We start from the raw sequence: 20,986 nt of genomic DNA, 5'->3' as shown, positions 1-20,986 counted from the left end.
TCTCGCATGGGCAATTCGACGGCTACCCGAGCTCGGCTGCTGGCCGCCGCCACCGAGGAGTTCGCGACGCACGGCATCGCCGGAGCACGAGTGGACCGAATCGCGGCGACGGCCGCATCGAACAAATCGTTGATCTACAGCTACTTCGGCAACAAGGACACCTTGTTCGACACCGCCTTCGACACGCGAGTCGACACCGATATCGAGAACATCGCCTTCACTCCCGGCAACCTGCCCGGGTACGCGATGAAGCTCTACGACATGTACCTCGGCGACCCCACGCTGGTACGTCTGCTGACGTGGGCCCGGCTGGAGCGAACCCCGACCGGGCCGCTGTTCGACCGCAGACCCGGACACGACGATGAGAAATTCGTCATGATCGCCGAGGCTCAACGCGCCGGGCTGCTCGTGGACGACGTAGACCCCGCGGATATCTGGTCGATGCTGATCGCGTTGGCCGGCACGTGGGCTCAGGCGGCGATCATTCACACCGCCGACCGTAGTGAGCCCGAGACGGACCACGACCGACGCCGGGCCGCCCTCGCCGCCACCGTCCGGCGTGCATTCTGCCGACCTGTCCAGAAGGGCGGGACTTCCTAGCAGGGGTCGAACTACCGCGCACATGGGAGCCGAACTTGCGACACTGATCCGGTGACACCCGACAGAACCCCTCGGTCGATGGCCGACGTCCTCCGTTCGCCGCGCTTCTGGCTCGCTCCGATCTTTGTCGTCTCGACCCTCATGTCGTTTCTCGCGGCCCTGTATCTGGGCGGCGTTCTCGATCCACGGGGCAACTTGCACGATCTGCCCATTGCGATCGTCAACCAGGACGAGGGCGACACCCTTGCGGGCGAGCAACGCAATATCGGCAACGACATCGTCGACGGATTGATTCAGAACGTCGATTCCGAGAAGGTCGCTTTCCGCGAGGTCGGCCCGGCGCAGGCCGAATCGTTGCTGTCCACGGCCGAGGTCTACGGCTCCATCGTCATCCCCAGTGATTTCACCAAGAGAATGGGAATCCTGGCCGAGGGCAGCATCATTCCCGGTGATATCGAGAAGCCGATCATCACCGTCTACACGAATCCGCGGGCGGGTAGCTTCGGAATGTCGCTCGTGACCGGAGTGGCCACTCCGGCATTCGAATCGGTGAATCAGACCGTGGGCCAACAGATCACCGATCAGGTTCGCCAGCAGCTCGGCGACACTCCCCTGGCGGGCGCGAGCGCTCTGGCATTGGCGCAGCCGATCAGTGTGATTGTTGCCCAGCACGATCCACTGCCCGACGGTACCGGCGGTGGCCTGTCTGCGTTCTACTACGCGCTACTGCTCGTCTTGGCGGGATTCACCGGTGCGACCATCGTCAGCACCCTCGTCGACGGCTTGTTGGGGTTCACCCCCACCGAAATCGGCCCGAAGTACATCCACCGCGGACCCACCCGGATCAGCCGGTTCCAGACGCTGGTGGTCAAGTGGCTGGTGATGTTCGTTCTGGCCATGCTCGTATCCGCCCTGTACCTACTGATCAGCCACTTGCTGAGCATGCCCATCACCCATGCGTGGACCCTGTGGACGTACGGCGCGTTCGCGATCACCGCCGTCGGATTCACGGCGCTGGCGGTGATGTCCGCATTCGGCACAGCAGGGTTGCTGGTCAACTTGGTCGTCTTCATCATCCTGGCCCTGCCGTCCTCGGGTGGCACGATTCCTCTCGAGGCAAGCCCGCCGATTTTCACGTGGCTGGCCCAGTTCGAGCCGATGCATCAGATTTTCCTCGGCACCCGATCGATCCTGTACTTCAACGCCTCGCCCGACGCCGGCCTGCTGCATTCGGTGGGTATGACGTCCCTCGGACTGCTCATCGGGCTCGTGTTCGGCCTGGTGTTCACCCTTCTCTACGACCGTAAGGGCCTCGACAGAGGCCTCGATTCTCCGGGTGTCATCAGCTGACGCCGGTACACTCGATCCAATGCTTGCCGTCAATCCAGCCGGGAGCGTGGCACCCCGACGGGCCGTCCGCGCCTATCTCGACGTCGCCATCGTCGTTCTCGTCCTCGTGGGCACCAACCTCATCGCACACTTCACCACGGTGTGGGCGAGTATCGCGACGGTTCCGATCGCCGCCGTTCTCCTGGTGATCCTGTCGAACCGTCGCGGACTCGGATGGGCCGAGCTGGGACTGTCACCCAAGCAGTGGAAGACGGGTTCGCTCTACGCACTCGGTGCCGTCGGCATCGTCCTGACGGTCATCGCCATCGGTGCATTGCTACCGATGACGCGGCCCTTCTTCATGGCCGATCGCTATGCCACCATCTCTGCGGCGCTGGTCGCCTCGATGATCGTCATTCCGCTGCAGACGGTCATCCCGGAAGAACTTGCGTTCCGTGGGGTGCTGCACGGCACGTTGGGCCGCATCTACGGTGCCCGCGGAGTCTTCGCGGCGGGATCCCTACTGTTCGGTCTGTGGCACATCGCGTCCTCGCTCGGCCTGACCGCCGGGAACGTGGGACTCAGCGGATTTCTCGGCGGCGGGCTGTTCGGGCAAATCGTCGGGATCGCGCTCGCAGTCGTCGCGACCGCAGCAGCCGGGGTCGTCTTCACCTGGCTGCGCAGCCGAAGCGGGAGTCTCATCGCACCCATCGCCCTGCACTGGTCGTTGAACGGACTCGGCGCACTGGCCGCAGCCCTCGTGTGGCACGCATCGACGAGCTGAGCGACATGAAAGACGAGCTGCACCAATACCTTCGGATCGCTCGCCAGAACATGCTGTGGAAGCTCGACGGCCTCACCGAATACCAGAAGCGACGACCGATGACGCCGACGGGAACCAACCTCTTGGGGTTGGTCAAACACCTCGCCATCGTCGAATACGGCTACTTCGGCCTCACGTTCGGTCGTGAGTTTCCAGCTCGTTTCGCGGAATTGGAAGCAGAGGGCATGGCCCGGCTGAATTCCGACATGTGGGCCACCGCCGAAGAATCGTCGGAATCCATTGTCGCCCTGTACCGCGAGGCGTGGACGTATGCCGACAAGACCATCGATTCACTCGACCTGGATGCAGCGGGACGCGTCCTGCACTGGCCTGCGGACAAACAAGAAGTGACGTTGCATCGCGTACTGGTGCATCTGTGCATCGAAACGAATCGACATGCCGGACACGCAGACATACTGCGCGAATTGATCGACAACTCCGTCGGACTGCGCCTCGGCAACGAGAACATGGCCGACGGCGACGCAGCATGGTGGGCAGAGTACCGATCCGAGTTGGAAACCGTTGCTCTAGAAGCTGATCAAGCCCGTCCCGCCGACTGAGCCATTTTCGGCTCGACGGCTATTTTCGCGGTGTACCTGTCCAACCGCGATCGATGACCCGATTCAGCGCGACGACAGCCTGCGCGGAAATCCCGGGCAGTGATCACTGTCCGTCTACCGTTCTTTTTCTCGATTCTCACGGCCTTCCCGGAGCGCAGCTTCGATACCGGTGTCGCCCCTGCTATCGAAGCGAAGACCCCAGCCTGCCCGATCGCGCATCGGATGCACGTCCGACACGGATGTACCCCAAAATGTCTTCGGCAATAGTCTGCGCCCGCGGCCAACCACGCGTTGCCCACGCATCGATGCCACGATCCCCGGTGTGGAAGGGGGTGGAATTACCAGGAGAGGGGCAAAGTTTCGGTGAGCGAGACGTGTCAGGAATTTCCGGCCATGGCGATTGTTGGCGCCCACGTGCTTAACAACGAGACCGCCACCGAAACCGAGCTGAGCCCCAAGTCCTGGGTCCGCGAGCTGACCGAGCAGATTCTCGAGCAGGGCACCACCGAGGGGGCCGAGTATCAGGGTCTGCCTGTCGTGCTGTTCACGATCACCGGGGCGAAGTCCGGCAAGAAGCGGTACGTGCCCTTGATGCGCGTCGAAGCCGACGGCAAGTACGCCATGGTCGGTTCCAACGGTGCCGGTGCCACGAACCCGTCGTGGTACTACAACATCAAGGCAAACCCCACCGTCACGGTGCAAGACGGGACGAAGGTTCTCACCCTCCAGGCCCGCGAGCTCGACGGGGCCGAGCGCGAGAAATGGTGGACGCTAGCCGTCGAGTCCTTCGCTCAGTACGCCGAATTCCAGTCCCAGACAGACCGGCAACTCCCCGTCTTCATCCTGGAGTGACCCCGGCTGTGATCCCACTTCACGCCCCGTGCACGGGCGACACCCGACGTTAGGAACAGCCTTGAAAATCGGAATCTCCACCTTCGTCACCGACGACGGGATCGACCCGGTGTCGCTGGCTCGCGCCATCGAGGAGCGTGGATTCGACTCGCTGGTTGTTGCCGAGCACACTCACATCCCAGCCAGTAGGGAGACGGCGTTTCCCACCGGCGAAGAGATGCCCGACTTCTACTATCGGACGCTCGACCCCTTCGTCACTCTGGCAGCGGCCGCAGCGGTGACATCGAAGATCGAGCTGGTCACCGGTATCACCTTGCTCATTCAGCGTGATCCCATCACCACTGCAAAAGAATCCGCCAGTATCGACCTGATCTCACGGGGCCGGTTCGTATTCGGCGTGGGAGCGGGTTGGCTCCTCGAGGAGATCCGCAACCACGGCACCGACCCGAAGACACGGGGTGCACTGTTGGACGAGCAGATCGAAGCAATCAAAGCCCTGTGGACGAACGAGCCGGCCGAGTATCACGGCAAGCACGTCGATATCGAACCCTCCTACCTCCGTCCCAAGCCGGTGCAGACACCGCACCCCCCCGATATTCATCGGCGGTGCCTCCGATGCGACGGTGAAGCGCGTCATCCGGCACGACGCCGGGTGGATAGCCAACCCACAGCCCGTCGATGTCATGTCCGCGCGCATCGATGCGATGCGCGAAGGACTCGGGCACGACGTTCCGTTGCTACAGTTCGGCACCCCCGCGGATCCCGAGTACTGGCACGCCTGCGAAGAGTTGGGATTCGGGCAGCTTGCGCTCATGCTGCCCACCGCGCCGCACGACGAATCGTTGAAAATCCTCGACGAGTACGCCGCGCTGGCGTCCGCGTACCGCGGGAGATAAAACCCTGGGCGCGTTCGGAAGTCGCGCGTCCACCCACACCGGTCCCCGCACCGATCCGGTGCGGGGACCGACCTAGCTTGCGTTCAGGAACCGGACGGCGCTGCCGGCGGTACGGGAGGCGTCGCACCATCAGCGGGTGCCGGCGGCGCGGGCGGAGTTGTGCCATCGGCCGGTGCCGGCGGCGCGGGCGGCGTCGCTCCGTCTTCTGGTGCGCACACCGCTCCCGGGCCACCTGCGCCCGGCCCACCCTTACCCGGACCACCATCGGCCGGTCCGCCCTTGCCCGGACCACCCGCGGGCGGGGCAGGCGGAGTTGCGCCGTTATCCGGCACGGCCGGAGTTGTTCCGTCCGCGGGTCCCGGTGGCGTCGGAACCGCGGGGACCGTAGATCCGTCGCCGGAATCCGTCGCCTCGGGGCTTGCCGGAACAGCAGGCACGTCCGACCCGCCACCGCCATCGGTTCGCTGTCCGAGGGCAGACGACGACGCCACGGTCGACACGCCAGGCGAGGGGTCGGGTCCGGTGGCTGCGAACACAGCCGCGGTCACCAGGGCTCCGATGGCAAGTCCCGCTGCTGCGGTCGCGGCCAGCGGCGCACGTCCCTTCCACCGCTTGGGCTTGTTCTCCCGAGCGGTGCCGGGCTCGGGGTTCGATGCGGCGGGAATCGGTTGGGTCTGATCGTTCACGTTCACTCCTTGTTCGGACTGCGTCGTTCGTTTCGGTCTGTCACCGACACTGCCGCCGCTAGCTGAAGTCACCCTGAAGCCGAGCGCATCTTCAGGATCACTTCAGCTGGTGGGTGACAATCGAGGCATGACATACAGTTCCGCTCCCCGGGTGATGGTGGTGGAGGATTCGTTACCCATCAGGGAAGCGCTGGTGGCCGCGTTCGAGGACGCGGGTTTCACCGCCGTGTCCCTGCCCGACGGCGACGACTTCGAGACCACGATGGCAGGCTTCCGTCCCGATGTGGTGATCCTCGACGTCATGCTGCCCGGTGCACGGGACGGGTTCGATCTCATCGACGTCGTCCGGCAGAGCAGCGACGCAGGCATCATCATGGTCACCGCGAAAGATCAGCTGGCCGACCGGTTGCGGGGCCTGGGCGACGGCGCTGACGACTACGTGGTCAAGCCCTTCCAACTCGACGAGGTGGTCGCCCGCGCAAAATCCGTGCTGCGGCGTCGCGGTCGTTCGTCCGACGCGGTCCAGGTCGGTGATCTACTGGTCGACGAGCCCGCCGGAGTGGTCACTCGGGCAGGTCAGGTTCTCGATCTGACGGCGACGGAGCTCCGTTTGGCCACGTTCCTCGTCGCACAGCGCGGACGTACTGTCTCCAAAACCTCTATCCTGGAATCGGTCTGGGGCTACGGCGCGTACGACGGGAACCTGGTGGAAGTTCACATCAGTGCGTTGCGTCGCAAGATGGAAGCGCATGGGCCGCGGTTGATCCATACCGTCCGCGGCTTGGGTTATGCATTGCGGGCTCCGCAGTGAAGCGGACGCCGACCCCGTCGCTTCGGATGCGGGTGGTCGCCACCGTCGTCGTGTTGTTCGCGGCACTGCTGGTGATTGTCGGATCGTCGGTGGATGTCGTTCTGGGTCAACAGCTTCGGCGTGATCTGGAAGCGCGGTTGTCGGACCGGGCAACTCGGGCTGTCGAGCTCGTGGAGAGCGGCGTCGGGCCCGGGGATCTGGTACAGGCCCTGCAGGGCGACGCCATCCGAGTTCGGGTCACCGCTGCGGACGGCACGGTGTACGGCGCTCCCGGCAGCGGACCGCCTGGCCCGGACATCCGGCCTGCCACCCCGGCTCCGCCTGCGGGCCAGTCGCGAACTCCGAGTCCCCCTGGTCCGCCGGATCCTCCTGCGCCCCCGTCCGATTCGTTCGAGATCACCGAACCGTTGCCCGACGGTTCGACGCTGTCTCTCCTCGGCGATACCACGGCCATCGCCGATGTTCGGCGACAACTGCGCATCCTCATGCTGGGAGCGGGTGCTGTGACGCTGTTACTGGCCGCCGCTGCGCTGACCTTTGCCGTGCGGCGAGCACTGTCCCCGCTAGACTCGATGACATCGGTCGCGCGCCGAATAACCAACGGCGACAGGGGTAGACGTCTGCTTCCCACCAAACCGAACACCGACCTCGGCCGTACTGCCTCGGCCGTGGACGAGATGCTCGACGCCCTCGAGGACGCCGAGCGCCGCGAGGCAGCAGCGGCGCGCACAGCCCGCCTCGCCGAGGAGGACATGCGGCGCTTTCTGGCCGACGCCGCACACGAGCTGCGCACTCCCGTCGCCGGGATCTCGGCGTTGGCGCAGTCGCTGCAGCGCGACGCCGAGCATCGCCCCGATCGAGTCGCACGCTGGAGCGAACTGCTGGTCGGGGAATCGAGCAGGGCGTCACGGTTGGTGGGCGACATGCTCGATTCCGTCCGCGCGGAGAACACGTCGGATCTCGACGCAACCGATACCGACCTCGCCGACATCACCCGCCGCACAGTGGAGCGAGCAGCTCTACTCATGCCGGATATTTGGTTCGATGTCGCTGCCGCGCAACCGATTCCGGTTCACATCGACGTCGGACGTATCGAACAGATCCTGTCGAACGTGCTCGACAATGCCGGTCGCTTCACCCCGTCCGGCGGCACGATTCGGGTAGCGGTCGGCAGGGACACCCACGCATTCATCACCGTGGACGACGAAGGGCCGGGTGTCGCAGAGGCAGACCGTGAGCGCATCTTCGAACGACTCGTCAGGCTGAACTCCGCCCGTGACCGAGCATCCGGTGGCGTCGGACTGGGGCTGTCGATCGCTCGAACACTGGCGCGCGCCCACGGCGGCGAACTCGTCTGCCTCGCAGGGCCTTCGGGCGCGCGATTCCGGCTGACTCTCCCCCTGAACGCGTGAACATGTCAGCTAGTCGACGATCAGGTCCATCAGCAGACTGTCGTGCCAGCCGTCCGGCCCCTTCTCGTACTTGCGCATGATCCCGACCGGCTCGAAACCGACTGCGCTGTAACAGGCTATCGCTGCCGCGTTGTCGGCGGCGGGATCGATCACCAGGCGGTGATGACCGAGATCGACTGTCAGGTAGCGCACCAGCGTGCCTACCGCGTCCTGTCCGACGCCGCGGCCGTGTACCGCCGGATCGAGGAAGATGTCGATCGACGCGTGCCGGTACATCGGGTCGGTCTCTTCGCCGTACTGGATCAAACCGACTGTCGCGGAGCTTAATTCGACAACCAGGCGGGTCTCTTCAGGGTTGTCGAACGGCCAGTTTGCGTCGGCGTCCTCGTCACCCCACCGCGCATGCACCTCGGGGGTGTGCAGTATTCGGCGTAGCTCCGGCACGTCCTCGGCGGTGATCGGCCGCAACACGACCCGTTCACCGCGGAGGTTCATGCCCGCCGACTACTCGACGCGCTTGGCCGCGCGTGCCGCCAGATCCTGGGCGTCGAGCTTGTCGGCTTCCTCCAGGGTCGGGGCACTGCCACCGAGTCGGGCCGGAACCCAGTACGCGCCGGGCTCGTGGTGGTAGCCCTCCTGAAGCTCGAGCAGCATCTTCTGCATGACCGACCGCAGCTTGTCGGTCAGTTCGTTCGGCGGCCCGACCGGCGCAATCGGTTCACCGACGGCAATGGAGATCGGAGTGTTGGTGCGGCCCAATCGCTTCGGGTAGCCCTTGGTCCACACTCGCTGCGCACCCCAGATGACCGTCGGGATGATGGGGACGCCGGCCTCGATGGCCATACGCGCTGCACCGGACTTGAATTCCTTGATCTCGAAGCTCCGGCTGATGGTGGCTTCGGGATACACGCCGACGAGTTCGCCCTTACGCAGACTGTCGACGGCCGCCTTGTACGACTGCGCACCGGCACCGCGGTCGACGGGGATGTGCTTGAGTGCGCGCATGATGGGGCCGGAGATCTTGTTGTCGAAGACTTCCTTCTTGGCCATGAAGCGGATGTAGCGCTTCACTCGCCGCGGCGGCAACCCGGCGTAGGTGAAGTCCATGTATCCGGTGTGGTTGACGGCGATGACCGCTCCACCGGTAGCAGGGATGTGCTCCTCGCCCTCGACCTCGAACTTCAGGCCCTCGAACGCGAACACTGTGCGAGCGATGCCGATGACTGATCGGTAGACGGGTTCCACAGTCGGTTAGCGTAGTCGGTGGACGGGGTCGGAGAAAGGTCCGGCCAGGAGCGCGGTCGGGTCGTGCGCAGTTCGAGAAGCTACGGGGGAGAGAATTCACGTGAAGAACAGAGCGGCTTCACCGCGGCGCAGCCGGGTCTGCCGAACCGCGCTGCCGCTGATAGCGATGATTGCGCTGGTCGGTGCCTGCGATTCCGCGGTCGGGATCCCATCCGATCAGGCCGCAGCCCCGTCCAGCAGCAGTGCAGGGTCCACCGCCGAGTCCGCGAATGCCGCCGGGTCGAGCACCCCAGAGCCCACCACCACCCCGGCACCGCCGCCCATCCCACCGGGTCCGCCCGTCGGCGATGCCCCCGGAAATCCTGCGGCCGCCGCGGCACTACGGCCGTTCGTCAACGATCTCACCGGCGGCGGAATAGGTGTCGTCACCGCGAGGTGCTGGACTGTGCCGCCGACCGACATTCCGACGATGTACTTCGACACCGGCGCCATCCTCGCGGCGGTGGCGGCTCCCGCGGTCGACGGTCAGTACGCGGTGACGTGGACCGGACCCACGGCAACGGTCGCCATCAAACGCAGCGAGATCGCGTCGGGCTACGCCTGCCCTACCGTCTATCCCACCGGCACGACGCCGGTCTTCGACGCGACGGACGCGGTCTACACCGTCGATCGCTATCTGGGACGCATCGCCGGTATCCCCGTCAATCGGGGCGACGTCGAAGAGAGCTACCCGCTGGTGTGCGACAGCCGCGGCACGTGGGATCCGAACGGCACCGGGTCTCCCACTGCCCCACCTCTGGCCGAGAATCCGGCAATTCTGCCGAGCATCACCTCGTTCGATCCCGACAGTGTGTTCGTGACGGCCCAGAACGGCGTCTACACGCAGGTCAATGCAGACATCATCGACGCCTCGGGGGTGTACCAGAACCGCACGTTCCTGCTGGCGATCGGCGGCGAGGGCTACTGCATCGGCGACATCGCCTGATCCTGAACTACTTCAGGACATCGGTCCCGACGAAAGGCACGAGGGCTTCCGGAACCCGGACGGTGCCGTCGGCCTGCTGGTGGTTTTCGAGGATCGCCACGATCCACCGCGTGGTGGCGAGGGTGCCGTTCAGGGTGGCGGCGGTCTGAGGCTTGCCGTTCTCGTCGCGGTAGCGCACGCCGAGGCGTCGGGCCTGGAAGGTCGTGCAGTTCGAGGTCGAGGTGAGCTCGCGGTATGCCTTCTGCGTGGGGACCCAAGCTTCGCAGTCGAACTTGCGCGCGGCCGACGACCCGAGGTCTCCGCCTGCGGTGTCGATGACGCGGTAGGGCAATTCAACCGCGGCGAGCATTTCCTTCTCGTACTGCAGCAGCTTCCGATGCTCGGCCGCCGCGTCCTCGGGCTTGATGTACGAGAACATCTCGATCTTGTCGAACTGATGGACGCGGATGATGCCGCGGGTGTCCTTGCCGTAGCTACCCGCTTCACGACGGAAGCACGACGACCAACCGGCGTAGCGCTTGGGGCCGTCGGCGAGGTCGATGATCTCGCCCGAGTGGTAGCCCGCGAGAGCAACTTCGGAGGTTCCGACGAGATACAGGTCGTCGGCTTCGAGGCGGTAGATCTCGTCTGCGTGTGCGCCGAGGAAGCCGGTTCCCGACATGATCTCCGGCCGCACGAGAACCGGCGGGATCATCATGGTGAACCCGTTCTTGACGGCCTTCTGCGCGGCGAGCTGAAGCAGCCCCTGCTGCAGCAACGCGCCGTAGCCGGTCATGAAATAGAAGCGTGAGCCCGACACCTTGGCTCCGCGTTCCATGTCGATCAGGTTCAGCGACTCGCCGAGTTCCAGGTGGTCCTTCGGTTCGAAATCGAACTCGGGGACGTCGCCGACGGTCTCGAGCAGCACGAAGTCGTCCTCGCCGCCCGCGGGCGTTCCCTCCTCGACGATGTTGGAGATCGCCCGGTGAGCCGTGTCGAGAGCTGCGTCGGCCTCGGCCTCGGCTGCCTGTGCCGCCTTGACCTTCGCGGCCAGTTCCGATGCCCCGGCCAGCAGCGCGGGACGGTCCTCGGCCGAAGCCTTGCCGACCTTCTTGCCCAGCGCCTTCTGCTCGGCACGCAGCTGATCCCCGGCCAACACAGCGGCGCGGCGGGAGGCGTCGGCGTCCAGAAGAGCGTCGACGAGAGCGGGGTCCTCGCCTCGGGTGCGCTGCGAGGCGCGCACTGCGTCGGGGTTCTCGCGAAGCATTTTCAGGTCGATCACGAGAGCAAACCTTACTTGCCGAGCAAGCCCAGGTAGTCCTCGCGTCCGAACATCGTGGCTGCGTCGATCGCCGACGGGTGGCCGCCGTGTGGGTCGGCTCCGCCGTCGACGAGCAGCCGCACCACCTCGTCCTCGCCTTTGAACACAGCGCCCGCGAGTGGGCTCTGGCCCTTGTCGTTGGCCTTGTTCACATCGGCACCGCGTTCGACCAGCACCCGTACCGCATCGGCATGACCGTGATAGGCGGCCAACATGAGCAGGGTGTCCCCCGACTCGTTGTGCAGATTCACCGGAACTCCGGCGTCGACGTAACTCGCCAGACCGACGGCGTCACCGGTACGTGCCATTGCGAACAGTCGACCGGCCAGCTCACTGAGGTCGTCGTCACCCGTTGGGTCGCTCATGTCGACCGAACATACTCGGGCATGATGGAGGGCGATGTCCGCTACAGAACCAGACCCCACGACGAGCGAGAGTCGGAGAACTCTCTCGGCCACCACTGCTCGACGCGGCCTCGCCATGGTGGCCGTCGGTGCAGTCCTGGCCGCGGGGGCAACAGTGTTCCTGTCCGGCGGATTCTCGACTCCCGAGAAGATCACCACGCATTCGACGGCCAGTGGCCCCGCCACCGCAGGTCCGGTGTCCGCGAAGTCCTTCGGTGCCGCCGACCCGGGCGTATGCCTGCAGTGGACGCCCACCGACGATCCCGAGACCGATCGTCAGGACCTCAGCGAAGTGCCGTGCGCCGACGCCCACCGCTTCGAGGTGGCACGCGACATCGACATGAGCGTCTACCCCGGTATCGAATTCGGCCCCGGCGCGCCGTACCCGGGAGCGCTGCGCTTCGGCGAACTGCGCGACGAGCACTGCACCGCCGCCGTCGACGGCTACGTCGGTGCCAAGTTCGACCCGAACGGCCGCTACGGCGTCGGCCTGATGTTCCCCAGCCAGGCCGGATGGGCCAAGGGCGAGCGCACGCTGCGGTGCGGTGTGCAGATGCCGTCGAACACCGGTGCGCTGCTCGAGATGACCGGCTCGATCCTCGACCAGGACCAGTCCAAGGTGTGGCCGACGGGCACGTGCATCGGAATCAACCAGAACGTGCCTGCCGACCCGGTGGAATGCTCGACTCCCCACGCGTTCGAGGTGGCCTCGGTGATCAACCTCACGCAGCAGTTCCCCGGCGGGCACCCGTCGGAAGGCGACCAGGACGCGTACCTGGAGAAGACCTGCACCGACGCCGTCAACGGATACCTCGGCTCGGAGAACGCGCTGCGGGACAAGACGCTGACGTTGTTCTGGGACACGATCGACGTCTCGAGCTGGCTCGCCGGTAGCCGTCAGGTGACCTGCTCGGTGGGCAAGGAACTCGACTCCGGTGGATTCGCGACCATCGTCGGCAGCGCGAAGGGCGACATCCTCATCAACGGTGCCGCGCCCGTGCCGCCGCCCGCAGCCCCCGACGGCCGCGCCCTCCCGACCCCGCTGCCCGGTGCTGCTCCGATCACCACCGGAGGCTGACATCCCCACCCACATGACCCGCGTCGATTTCGAGGAAGCGGTGTCCGACGCTCTCGACACACTGCCGCGAGAACTCACCGACTTCATGAACAACGTGGTCGTCCTCGTCGAGGAAGAGCACCCCACCGAGGACATCCTCGGGTTGTACGAGGGAATCGCGTTGACCGAACGCTACGAATACAGCGGCCACTTGCCCGACGTCATCACGATCTACCGCAAACCGATCCTCGACATGGTCGACGACGAACACGAGGCTCGACGCGAAATCGCCATCACCGTCGCGCACGAAATCGGCCATCACTTCGGCATCGACGACGAACGCCTGCATCAACTGGGATTCGGCTGATCGCGCTCGCCCCCGATCGCACCCCCACCCCCGTAATGCCACCCCCGGTTGGGATCAATGTGGGTTTCAGTCGGTCAGACTGCAACAAAGGCGCATTGATCCCAACCTGGGGGGCGGGCAAAACAGGGTTAAGCCGAGACAGCCTCTCGGCGAACAGGTCGCACCGCGCGGTCGGTCAGGAACGCGAATCCCAGTCCCAGAGCCAGCCACAGGGTTGCCTGCGTGGCCAGTGACGAGAGTCGGAATTCCCACAGCAGGGTCGCCGGGAAGTCCGAACCCACTTCGTTCACACCCGGTAGAAGTGCATAACCCACACCGACGATCACGAGGAACGCCACCGTCGGAGCACCGACGCGAACCGCCACCGACGACTGCGACGCCACCGCCTTCGCCACGTAGATCGCGACGCCCACGGCCAGCAGACCGAGAATCACCGAGGCCAACCACAGCCAGGTGCGCTGGGTGATCGTCTCCGGGTCCCCGACGGCCGGTGGGTTTGCCGGATACTTGAAGAACGGCACCGCTTCGATTGCCAGCCATCCGGCCCCGGCTCCGAGGAGCGCGAGGATCGAGCCCGGAAGCGAGCTGAACCGTCGGGCATAGTGCAGTACCGACGCGAAGATCGCGCCGAGTGCGAGTCCGGCGAGTCCGGTGGCGAGGAAGAGTCCGACGCGTTGCCCGTCGCGACTGACGAGGGCGTCCTCGTCTCCGTGCGAGTGCGCAGCAGTCGCATCGGAGTCGGCGTGGTGTGCCTCGCCTGCTGCTTCTTCGATGGAGATGGCCGAATCGACGTGCGGCTCACCGATGACGAAGGCAACTCCGCCGGCGAGCAGTCCCGCGACGAGACCGGCGAGCAGACCTCGCACCAGCAGTTGAACGAACGTCCCGGTCAGTGGCATGGCAGGCCCAGCAGGTGGCGGCCGTCGTGCATCAGTTCGTGCATGTACATGCCACTACGCGAGATCGCGCCCTGGTCGAATCCGACGAGGTAGAGCACAACGAATGCGAGCAGTATCGTCGCGGCGACGATGACGGCGAGGGCCGCCGATTCCGTCGTGTTGCTGGGTGCATGAAGTATTGCCATGGGGGTGTCCTCCTGGGATTGTGCGTCCCGTAGTCCCTTCGGAGATGAAGGGACGGCCATGCGATGTACGAGTTTTCTGGCTCTCGAATTCGGACATCTGCCCGACGTCGATCACAGTGGCGCAACCGTTCCGGATTTTCACCGGATTACCTGCGTACATCGCGTCTTACCTGCGCACTGTGGCACCGCGTTCGACTCTCTGTCAATCACTGTCCTCGAGAGAACACAGTCCGATGCCACAATGACGCGGTGACTGCGCCTACGACCCGCCTGACGTTGGTGAGCCACGCAAGGACCGATGCGATGCGCTCGGGCCGCTTTCCTGCCGACGAGCCACTCGACGAGGCGGGTGTGCGCGCACTCGCCGAGGTGACCGACTTTCCGCGTGCCGACCGAGTGGTGTGCGGCCCGGAGCTGCGGTCCCGATCCACTGCCGACATCTTCGGCAGCGACGTCGCCGTCGAACCCGCGTTGGCCGACGTCGCGTACGGCCGGTGGTCCGGTCTCGAGATGACCGATCTGCCCGACGCCGACGCGATGGCCTGGCTCGGCGACCCGGCATTCACACCGCCGGGCGGTGAATCTCTGGAGGCGTTGTTCGCTCGCGTCCGGACGTGGCTCGACGAGGTCGGTTCGACGCCGGGCCGCACGCTGGCCGTGACCGCACCCGCGGTGATCAGGGCCGCGGTCGTGCTGGTGCTGGCGGCACCGGTCAGCTCGTTCTGGCGGGTCGACGTCGCACCGTTGACGCGCACCTCGATCCATCGCCGAGGCTCGCTGTGGACGACGGATTCGGTGGCACAGAAGTCTCTCTGAATTCTTTCCGGCATCGATGGAACCGATCCGGGCACGGCGGCGTCCTACCTACCGACAGCCCAGTTCGTCGATCGCAGGGAGCGTGCTCATGACCGTCATCAAAGTCGATCCGGTGGCTCTGCAGCTGGCTGCCTCGGAACTCGATGCGGTCGCTGCCCGATTGCAGGCCGCCGTCACTGCGACGGCGCTTCCTGTTCGGCCGCTACCGCCGGGCACCGACGAGGTGTCGCTCTTGACCGATCGCTTCTTCGCCACCGCGGCCGATACCTTCGGACCTGCTGCAGCACAGGGTATTTCGGAGCTACACCGGGCCGCCGAGGAACTGCGCAAGCAAGCCGCGGACTACTTGGCGACCGACGACGACACCGCCGGGGGCCTGCCGGGGCTCGCCGGCATCTGACGCACTCATCGACCGGCAGCGGTTTCGAAAACGACACGGGGGCTCGAACATGACGGGGGCTGGACAATGACGCTCGGTGTGACAGGTGTGGTGTGGCTACCACGAACTGCGACAGGAAATTCGACGCGACTGTTGGGGCCCGGGCCGGTGCCTCTACATGTCGCAGGCGGGGCCTGGGGTTCGGTGGCCGCGGCCTTCACCGAGGCCTCGGTGAGCATCGCCGCCATCACGACAGCTCTGACTGCAGGCTGGGAGGGTGAGTCGGCTCTCCTCGCGCAGGCCGCCCTCGCCCGGTTCGCCACGTGGACCGGAGCCACCGCACTGAAGGCGGCGGCACTGTCGATCGAAGCCCCCGCCGCGGGAACCTCGTACGGCGTCGCACTGGCCACCATGCCGTCGCTCGTCGAGATCGGTGCGGTGCAAGCTGCCAAGGTGACGGCTGCGTCGACCGGCGGTGCATTGAACGGAAGTTACGAGGCAGCCGAGGTCGCAGATCGATTGCTCGACATCCGCGCTGCCATGGTCATGGAGGGTTTCGAGCTGGTCTCCTCGCACCTGATCGCAAAGACGACGTTCGATCATGCGCCCGCCATCGTGTCCGAATCCGGCAGTGGTCTCGGCAAATTCGCCAACGGTGCGCTGATGACGTCCCCCGTTCAGGCTGCGGTCGGCGGTCTGATGGCCGCGACGCAGAACCCAGGCGTCGCAGCCGCAGCCGGGCAGCTCGGCAGTGCCGCCACCTCGATCGCCGGAACGGGCGTGTCCACGGTGGCCACCGCGGCATCGAATCTGGTCTCGACGCCACCGCCGAGTGGACCCGGATCCGGCATCGGCCACTCCTTCGCAGCCGGCGGTTCGGCATCTCCCGCCGTCGGGCCGGCATCCACCCGTCCAGTGGCGTACGGCGGACTGGGCGGAAGCAGCGGCAGCATCGTCGGCGGACCGGGAATGCCCGGTTCGGCGTCCAGTCCCGTCGGCGGTGGATCGGCGCTCACGGGTGCAGTACAGAGCAGTCCTGCCACCACGGTCGGCGCACCGACCACAGCCGAGGGTGGCCTCGCTCAGCGCGGAACCAGTGCCGGTGCTGCGCCCGCATCGGGCACACGGGCGCAGGACGACGACGAACACGACACCCCGGAATACCTGAAACAGTTCGAGCATTTCGCCGACGGCCGCACGGTGGCACCGTCGGTCATCGGAGCAGACCCAGCCCTCGACAACATCAGTGAGAACGGCCGGTGATCGACTTGGGAACCGTGCCGGTGGGCCACACACTGCCGAGTGCCGCACTCGGTGTCGACGAGATGGATTTCCTGGTCGACGAGCTCTCGATAGCCGAACTACCCGTCGTGCTCGACGTCTTCCCACGCTTCGACGACGCGAAAGCCCGCGACCGTGCTGTCGACCGCGGCCGTCAGGCCCTCGCGGCGGCAGGACTGTGGGACGGCTCCGCGGTCCACGAGGACGTTCGCCACTGGCTGCGGGTCCTGGAACAACCCCGCTGGTACGTCTCGGCGCGACAGTTCGAGGGCGACACCGTTCCCGTGACTCGGATCTGCATCGCATCCGACGACACCATCGCGGTGTCGGCGGTACGGCGAGAGAACGTCATCACTCTGCGCGTCATCGCCGGGGATCCGGCTCGCGACCTCGTCTCGTCACTGGGATCGGCACCGCCGTTCGATCCCGGCAGCATCAACGCGCCCACCGACCTACTGGCCGAGGCACTGGACGCGGCACCGTCCGACGTGGGCGGCACCGCTTCCCGTCTGCGCAGCATCGGAATCGCCGACGACCGGGCCCTCACTCTGGCCGCGGCGATGGCCACGTGCGCGGGCAGGACCGAGATCACGGCCGTGACCCGCAGGCACGGGACTCGGCGCGGGGCCGGGCGTCCGGTGGCCCTGTTCGACACCCGCGTCGGACGAATCGTCGCCACCTCCGCTGTCGCCGCGGACGGTCGTTCGTGGAGCTCGTTGACCGGCGCGTCGGATCACCGGGTGACCGCGGCTCTGACAGAGCTGATCTCGTCGGCCAAGGACCCAGCGACCACCAACCCAACGACCACCAACCCAACGACCACCAACCCAGCGATCGGCAATCCCGCGATCAGCTGATCGGGTTGTCTGCCTTGTCGCTGCCCTTGCCCTCGAACGGCGGCAGGAACGTGCCCCACTTGGCGCATGCCCAGCCACCGTCGGGTAGCGGCAACAGCTCGATTGTCTGGGTGTTGTCGAGATGGTTGTCGGCGGCGAAGGTGCCGTCGACACCGGTGAGGGCCGCCGCGACCAGTCGAATTGCGGCACCGTGGCTCACGACGACGACGTCTCCTGCGGTGTCGTCACCCAGGTACTGTCCACGCAGCTCGTCGAGCACCGGGACGTAGCGCGCCAACACTGCGCGCCCGCTCTCGCCGCCCGGCGCGGCCGCATCCAGATCTCCGGTATGCCACCGGTAGAAGATTTCAGTGAACAGTCGGTGCGCCTCGGGATCGTCTCGATCTTCCAGCTCTCCGGCGGACGTCTCCTGGATACCGTCGGTCACGACGAGGGGCACTCCGGTGCCGCGCTCGACGTAGCCCGCAGTCTGCTTGGCGCGCAGAGCAATCGACGAGACCAACACGGCGGGGGGATTACCCAGCCGCGTCTGCGCGTACGCCTCGGCTTGTCGGTGCCCGAGCTCGGTGAGTTCGGCTCCCGGCGGCGCTGTGTCCAGCTTCTTCGCGACGTTGGAGACGGTCTGCCCGTGCCGAACGAGAATGAGCTTGCCCATCACAGATCACCCCGACCGGAACGGATTTCGGACAACCACTGCACGTGCTCGTCGATCGGTTGCGGCACCGAACCTCCCGATGTCGTTGCCGTGGGCCATGATCCGAGGAAACGTAGCGGCATCTTCCGGTGGAACGCGGTCAGCGCCTCGGCGACGAGGGGATCGTCCACATGCCCGGCGCAATCGACGAAGAACATGTAGGTGCCCAATTGCGAACGGGTAGGGCGTGATTCGATGAACGTCAGATCGATGTTGCGAATTCCGAACTCCGCCAACGCTGCCGGCAGCGTACCCGGGTCGTTCGGCGGCTTCAGTACCACCGAGGTGCGGTCGGCGCCGGTGCGGGCGGGCACCGGCTGCGGCGGAGTCACCAGCACGAAGCGGGTGCGCGCACCCTCGACGTCGATGATGCCGTCGGCCAGTGTCGGCAGAGACAATCGCTCCCCGGCCAACCGTGTCGAGACGGCGGCGTCGACCACGCCGGCGGCAACATCTTCTGCTGCACCGGCATTCGAGGTCGCAGACTGCACGACGGCGTCGGGCATCGTGGCCTGCAACCACTGCCGGACCTGGCTGAGGGCGATGGGGTACGCGCTGATCGTGCGGGCCGAGTCGAGCGTGACACCGGGCCCGCCGACGATGGTGAACGCGACCTCGATCTCGGTCTCGGCGACGATCTGCAATCGCCGTCCTTCGGACAATGCGTCGAGCGTCGGCGGCACGGCCCCCTCGATGGAACTTTCGATGGGAACCACTGCGGCGTCGGCGGCACCGGATCGAACGGCTTCGAGCGCCGCGGGCGGGCTCGCGGCCGACACCCTCTGGACGTCCCCGCTCAGGCCGACCCCGCCGAATGCGCCGAGCGTTTCGAACTGCGCCAGCGCCATCTCCGTGAACGTTCCCGATGGGCCGAAGTAAGCGATGCGAGGCACGTCTCGAGGTTACGTTGTCGACGTCCCCGAAGCGATCAAACCGACATCGACCAGCCGGGCGTGGGCGGCGACAGCGTCGGCGATCTCGACCCCCAGCAGTACCTCCCGCACGGCCTCGGCGGCCTCGGGTATGAGCTTGCGCAGAGCGTCGACATTCGGCGCGGCCAGAGCCGACGCGATGTCGTCTCCGCGCAGCGACGCCACCGTCGCCGCGAGGATCGCGATCACGTCGTCTCCGGTGTCGGCGCGGGCGACCAGACCGACATCGGCATGCGAGACGACGGCGAGCACGTCGGCGATACGCCTCGCCGTGTCGCCGACACCGATGCCGGGGGTCCGATGAGCGGCAACGATGGTCTCCGCGGTCTCGGCCACGTCGATCGCGTCGAACACCGGGAAGACGACGAGGGGCGAGGGCAGTCGCAACCCGAGCGCGTCGGCGAGATGCTCGGGGACCGCGTCGACCTCGAATCGAACGGCCTCGTAGTTGCCTGCGCTCGAGGCCCGGAGCTCGTCCGGGTCGATGTCGAGTCGCACGACGATGCGCCCGAGGTTCTCGGTGGGCGGCAGCGTCAGCAGGGTCGAGGCCAGCACGACGGGCGGGCCGTACTCGGCGGCGCGTGGAGCGGCCTGCACGGCAGGGGCATCGGCGCAGAACGGCTGCAGCAGTCCGGCGACGAGCGCGTTCGGATCTGGTCGGTGCGGCACACCGAGGGTCAACGGAATCGGCACGTCTTCACGGTAGTCCCAGCTTGCCCTTGCGATACCCGCCACATCCGGCTAACTTAGGGGCACGTTACTTAGGTATGCCTCACCTACTGGCCATTCAACTGTACCGATCGCATCGGAGGAGCCCATGCTCGGCGCAACCACCACCACCGGACCGTCCACCGCCGAGCGCGTACGCAGCGCCTGCATGCGCGCCGAGGGCGCAGCTCTCGTGATCGACGGCAGCGACCCCGTCGTGACGTCCCTGCACCACCTGCGACCCAACGGCGAGATGATTCTGGCCGTCCCCACCGATTCCATCGACGACGCGATCACCTGGCAGTCCTCCCGCGCCGGCGTTCCCGCCGTCGTCGAGCTCACCGATCACGCACCTCTGGCACTGCGCGAACCGGTGCGGTCACTGGTGTGGCTGCGCGGAGAACTGCGTCCGGTGCCGGAATCGCTGATGCGCCCGATGGCCGGCGCGGTGGCCGCCGAGCATCCCCACGCGGCCCTGCTCGACGTCGGCCACACCACCTCCCTGGTACGTCTGATCGTCGGCTCCGCAGTGGTGGCGGACAGCACCGGAGCCGAGCCGGTCGACGTCGACTCGCTGCTGGCAGCCGAGCCCGATCCGTTCTGGGAGATGGAAACGAGCTGGCTCGAGCACCTCGACTCCGATCATCCCGACCTCCTCGCACAACTGTCCCGACGCCTCCCACCGTCGCTGCGGCAGGGACGCGTCCGTCCGCTGGGCATCGACCGCTACGGCATTCGTCTGCGTATCGAGGGCGAGTGCGGCGACAACGACGTCCGGTTGGGCTTCGCCGCGCCCGTCGACGACACGATCTCCCTGAGCCGGGCCCTCCGGGTTCTCGCCGGTTGCCCGTTCCTCAACGGCCTGCGCGCCCGGGGCTGACGCCGCCGCGGGGCTCAACAGGGCACAC

Annotated in this window: 25 protein-coding genes, 1 pseudogene and 1 riboswitch; of the genes and pseudogenes, 16 read left to right on the top strand and 10 right to left on the bottom strand. The window is 66.2% G+C overall.

The annotated features are described in order from the left end of the window. Nucleotides 1-6 precede the first annotated feature (6 nt). From J2X62_RS09830 to J2X62_RS09805, 6 genes and pseudogenes are all read left to right on the top strand, one after another. Entirely contained in the window at nt 7-600 is a 594-nt protein-coding gene (locus tag J2X62_RS09830; protein WP_310180001.1) for a TetR family transcriptional regulator, read from the top strand. A gap of 51 nt (nt 601-651) precedes the next feature. After that, the gene (locus tag J2X62_RS09825) at nt 652-1,950 is read left to right on the top strand and encodes a YhgE/Pip domain-containing protein (RefSeq protein WP_371832708.1); all 1,299 of its coding nucleotides are present in this window, start codon (nt 652-654) and stop codon (nt 1,948-1,950) included. Between the two features lie 19 nt (nt 1,951-1,969). Continuing rightward, nucleotides 1,970-2,713, top strand: coding sequence for a CPBP family intramembrane glutamic endopeptidase (locus tag J2X62_RS09820; protein ID WP_027494825.1), 744 nt, complete (start codon nt 1,970-1,972; stop codon nt 2,711-2,713). 5 nt (nt 2,714-2,718) lie between these two features. Beyond that, the gene (locus tag J2X62_RS09815; RefSeq protein ID WP_051365305.1) at nt 2,719-3,312 is read left to right on the top strand and encodes a DinB family protein; all 594 of its coding nucleotides are present in this window, start codon (nt 2,719-2,721) and stop codon (nt 3,310-3,312) included. Between the two features lie 393 nt (nt 3,313-3,705). Beyond that, a complete protein-coding gene (locus J2X62_RS09810; RefSeq protein ID WP_052053248.1) occupies nt 3,706-4,164 on the top strand; it encodes a nitroreductase family deazaflavin-dependent oxidoreductase in 459 nt (152 codons plus the stop codon). A gap of 28 nt (nt 4,165-4,192) precedes the next feature. Further along, nucleotides 4,193-4,942: pseudogene (locus J2X62_RS09805) on the top strand (TIGR03619 family F420-dependent LLM class oxidoreductase); the annotation flags it as partial. Nucleotides 4,943-5,143: 201 nt separating this feature from the next. Here the strand turns inward: J2X62_RS09805 and J2X62_RS09800 are convergent. Beyond that, on the bottom strand, nt 5,144-5,746 hold the full coding sequence (locus tag J2X62_RS09800; protein WP_310179997.1) for a hypothetical protein: 603 nt from the start codon (nt 5,744-5,746) through the stop codon (nt 5,144-5,146). A gap of 127 nt (nt 5,747-5,873) precedes the next feature. On the opposite strand from J2X62_RS09800, the gene J2X62_RS09795 reads away from it, so the two are divergent. Together J2X62_RS09795 and J2X62_RS09790 are read left to right on the top strand one after the other, a co-directional pair. Then, on the top strand, nt 5,874-6,557 hold the full coding sequence (locus J2X62_RS09795) for a response regulator transcription factor (protein WP_072691980.1): 684 nt from the start codon (nt 5,874-5,876) through the stop codon (nt 6,555-6,557). After that, complete coding sequence (locus tag J2X62_RS09790) at nt 6,554-7,969, top strand: HAMP domain-containing sensor histidine kinase (RefSeq protein WP_230591995.1); 1,416 nt, start codon at nt 6,554-6,556, stop codon at nt 7,967-7,969. Before J2X62_RS09795 ends, J2X62_RS09790 begins: the two co-directional genes overlap by 4 nt. Before the next feature lie 9 nt (nt 7,970-7,978). Here the strand turns inward: J2X62_RS09790 and J2X62_RS09785 are convergent, their stop codons facing one another. Next, nucleotides 7,979-8,464 carry a GNAT family N-acetyltransferase gene (locus J2X62_RS09785; protein WP_032366739.1) on the bottom strand — a complete coding sequence of 162 codons (486 nt, stop codon included), beginning with the start codon at nt 8,462-8,464 and terminating at the stop codon, nt 7,979-7,981. 9 nt (nt 8,465-8,473) lie between these two features. Further along, on the bottom strand, nt 8,474-9,214 hold the full coding sequence (locus J2X62_RS09780; protein ID WP_032366738.1) for a 1-acyl-sn-glycerol-3-phosphate acyltransferase: 741 nt from the start codon (nt 9,212-9,214) through the stop codon (nt 8,474-8,476). 100 nt (nt 9,215-9,314) lie between these two features. On the opposite strand from J2X62_RS09780, the gene J2X62_RS09775 reads away from it, so the two are divergent. After that, nucleotides 9,315-10,199, top strand: coding sequence for a hypothetical protein (locus J2X62_RS09775; RefSeq protein ID WP_032366737.1), 885 nt, complete (start codon nt 9,315-9,317; stop codon nt 10,197-10,199). Nucleotides 10,200-10,206: 7 nt separating this feature from the next. Here J2X62_RS09775 and serS read toward each other — a convergent pair whose 3' ends face one another. Both serS and J2X62_RS09765 read right to left on the bottom strand, forming a co-directional pair. Then, nucleotides 10,207-11,460, bottom strand: a complete 1,254-nt coding sequence (serS, locus tag J2X62_RS09770; protein ID WP_032366736.1) for a serine--tRNA ligase — start codon at nt 11,458-11,460, stop codon at nt 10,207-10,209. A gap of 11 nt (nt 11,461-11,471) precedes the next feature. Then, nucleotides 11,472-11,864, bottom strand: a complete 393-nt coding sequence (locus J2X62_RS09765; protein WP_032366735.1) for an ankyrin repeat domain-containing protein — start codon at nt 11,862-11,864, stop codon at nt 11,472-11,474. A 34-nt stretch (nt 11,865-11,898) separates the two neighbouring features. Between J2X62_RS09765 and J2X62_RS09760 the strand changes: the two genes are divergently transcribed. Together J2X62_RS09760 and J2X62_RS09755 are read left to right on the top strand one after the other, a co-directional pair. Beyond that, nucleotides 11,899-12,981: a septum formation family protein gene (locus J2X62_RS09760; RefSeq protein WP_032366734.1), complete on the top strand. Its 1,083-nt coding sequence runs from the start codon at nt 11,899-11,901 to the stop codon at nt 12,979-12,981. A gap of 13 nt (nt 12,982-12,994) precedes the next feature. Then, the gene (locus tag J2X62_RS09755) at nt 12,995-13,327 is read left to right on the top strand and encodes a metallopeptidase family protein (RefSeq protein WP_027494838.1); all 333 of its coding nucleotides are present in this window, start codon (nt 12,995-12,997) and stop codon (nt 13,325-13,327) included. Nucleotides 13,328-13,455: 128 nt separating this feature from the next. Here the strand turns inward: J2X62_RS09755 and J2X62_RS09750 are convergent, their stop codons facing one another. Continuing rightward, nucleotides 13,456-14,226: a CbtA family protein gene (locus J2X62_RS09750; RefSeq protein ID WP_032366733.1), complete on the bottom strand. Its 771-nt coding sequence runs from the start codon at nt 14,224-14,226 to the stop codon at nt 13,456-13,458. Next, entirely contained in the window at nt 14,217-14,411 is a 195-nt protein-coding gene (locus J2X62_RS09745) for a CbtB domain-containing protein (RefSeq protein WP_027494840.1), read from the bottom strand. Before J2X62_RS09745 ends, J2X62_RS09750 begins: the two co-directional genes overlap by 10 nt. A gap of 50 nt (nt 14,412-14,461) precedes the next feature. Next, a riboswitch (cobalamin riboswitch) is annotated at nt 14,462-14,596 on the bottom strand. 64 nt (nt 14,597-14,660) lie between these two features. On the opposite strand from J2X62_RS09745, the gene J2X62_RS09740 reads away from it, so the two are divergent. From J2X62_RS09740 to J2X62_RS09725, 4 genes are all read left to right on the top strand, one after another. Then, nucleotides 14,661-15,227, top strand: a complete 567-nt coding sequence (locus tag J2X62_RS09740; RefSeq protein WP_032366732.1) for a histidine phosphatase family protein — start codon at nt 14,661-14,663, stop codon at nt 15,225-15,227. Between the two features lie 88 nt (nt 15,228-15,315). Further along, the gene (locus tag J2X62_RS09735; RefSeq protein WP_027494842.1) at nt 15,316-15,627 is read left to right on the top strand and encodes a PE family protein; all 312 of its coding nucleotides are present in this window, start codon (nt 15,316-15,318) and stop codon (nt 15,625-15,627) included. Nucleotides 15,628-15,693: 66 nt separating this feature from the next. Continuing rightward, complete coding sequence (locus tag J2X62_RS09730) at nt 15,694-16,869, top strand: PPE domain-containing protein (protein ID WP_310179985.1); 1,176 nt, start codon at nt 15,694-15,696, stop codon at nt 16,867-16,869. After that, nucleotides 16,866-17,744, top strand: coding sequence for an ESX secretion-associated protein EspG (locus J2X62_RS09725; protein WP_310179983.1), 879 nt, complete (start codon nt 16,866-16,868; stop codon nt 17,742-17,744). Before J2X62_RS09730 ends, J2X62_RS09725 begins: the two co-directional genes overlap by 4 nt. On the opposite strand, the gene J2X62_RS09720 is transcribed toward J2X62_RS09725, so the two are convergent. Genes J2X62_RS09720 through J2X62_RS09710 form a run of 3 tightly spaced genes read right to left on the bottom strand, consistent with a single transcriptional unit; the run spans nt 17,737 to nt 20,063 of the window. Beyond that, nucleotides 17,737-18,402: a histidine phosphatase family protein gene (locus tag J2X62_RS09720; protein ID WP_032374193.1), complete on the bottom strand. Its 666-nt coding sequence runs from the start codon at nt 18,400-18,402 to the stop codon at nt 17,737-17,739. The two genes, J2X62_RS09725 and J2X62_RS09720, sit on opposite strands and share 8 nt — an antisense overlap. Further along, nucleotides 18,399-19,331, bottom strand: a complete 933-nt coding sequence (gene pheA, locus J2X62_RS09715) for a prephenate dehydratase (RefSeq protein ID WP_032385342.1) — start codon at nt 19,329-19,331, stop codon at nt 18,399-18,401. The genes J2X62_RS09720 and pheA overlap by 4 nt, the downstream gene beginning before the upstream one ends. A 9-nt stretch (nt 19,332-19,340) precedes the next feature. Continuing rightward, complete coding sequence (locus J2X62_RS09710) at nt 19,341-20,063, bottom strand: hypothetical protein (RefSeq protein ID WP_310179980.1); 723 nt, start codon at nt 20,061-20,063, stop codon at nt 19,341-19,343. Nucleotides 20,064-20,187: 124 nt separating this feature from the next. Between J2X62_RS09710 and J2X62_RS09705 the strand changes: the two genes are divergently transcribed. Beyond that, nucleotides 20,188-20,958 (top strand): DUF2470 domain-containing protein, encoded by a 771-nt coding sequence (locus tag J2X62_RS09705; RefSeq protein WP_310179978.1) that lies wholly within the window; start codon nt 20,188-20,190, stop codon nt 20,956-20,958. The last annotated feature ends 28 nt before the right edge of the window (nt 20,959-20,986 follow it).

Origin of the sequence: Rhodococcus sp. 3258 (assembly GCF_031456475.1) — a bacterium.
In the GTDB taxonomy this organism is placed as follows: Bacteria; Actinomycetota; Actinomycetes; order Mycobacteriales; family Mycobacteriaceae; genus Rhodococcoides; species Rhodococcoides fascians.
This window is presented reverse-complemented; position numbering and strand designations above follow the sequence as displayed.

Bases quoted from the DNA above. Each gene is read 5' to 3' on its own strand.
- J2X62_RS09745 (WP_027494840.1), bottom strand. From the start codon at position 14,411: ATGGCAATACTTCATGCACCCAGCAACACGACGGAATCGGCGGCCCTC.
- J2X62_RS09755 (WP_027494838.1), top strand. From the start codon at position 12,995: ATGACCCGCGTCGATTTCGAGGAAGCGGTGTCCGACGCTCTCGACACA.
- J2X62_RS09760 (WP_032366734.1), top strand. From the start codon at position 11,899: ATGTCCGCTACAGAACCAGACCCCACGACGAGCGAGAGTCGGAGAACT.
- J2X62_RS09705 (WP_310179978.1), top strand. From the start codon at position 20,188: ATGCTCGGCGCAACCACCACCACCGGACCGTCCACCGCCGAGCGCGTA.
- J2X62_RS09830 (WP_310180001.1), top strand. From the start codon at position 7: ATGGGCAATTCGACGGCTACCCGAGCTCGGCTGCTGGCCGCCGCCACC.
- J2X62_RS09750 (WP_032366733.1), bottom strand. From the start codon at position 14,226: ATGCCACTGACCGGGACGTTCGTTCAACTGCTGGTGCGAGGTCTGCTC.
- J2X62_RS09765 (WP_032366735.1), bottom strand. From the start codon at position 11,864: ATGAGCGACCCAACGGGTGACGACGACCTCAGTGAGCTGGCCGGTCGA.
- J2X62_RS09795 (WP_072691980.1), top strand. From the start codon at position 5,874: ATGACATACAGTTCCGCTCCCCGGGTGATGGTGGTGGAGGATTCGTTA.
- J2X62_RS09810 (WP_052053248.1), top strand. From the start codon at position 3,706: ATGGCGATTGTTGGCGCCCACGTGCTTAACAACGAGACCGCCACCGAA.
- J2X62_RS09820 (WP_027494825.1), top strand. From the start codon at position 1,970: ATGCTTGCCGTCAATCCAGCCGGGAGCGTGGCACCCCGACGGGCCGTC.
- J2X62_RS09730 (WP_310179985.1), top strand. From the start codon at position 15,694: ATGACGCTCGGTGTGACAGGTGTGGTGTGGCTACCACGAACTGCGACA.
- J2X62_RS09785 (WP_032366739.1), bottom strand. From the start codon at position 8,464: ATGAACCTCCGCGGTGAACGGGTCGTGTTGCGGCCGATCACCGCCGAG.
- J2X62_RS09735 (WP_027494842.1), top strand. From the start codon at position 15,316: ATGACCGTCATCAAAGTCGATCCGGTGGCTCTGCAGCTGGCTGCCTCG.
- J2X62_RS09815 (WP_051365305.1), top strand. From the start codon at position 2,719: ATGAAAGACGAGCTGCACCAATACCTTCGGATCGCTCGCCAGAACATG.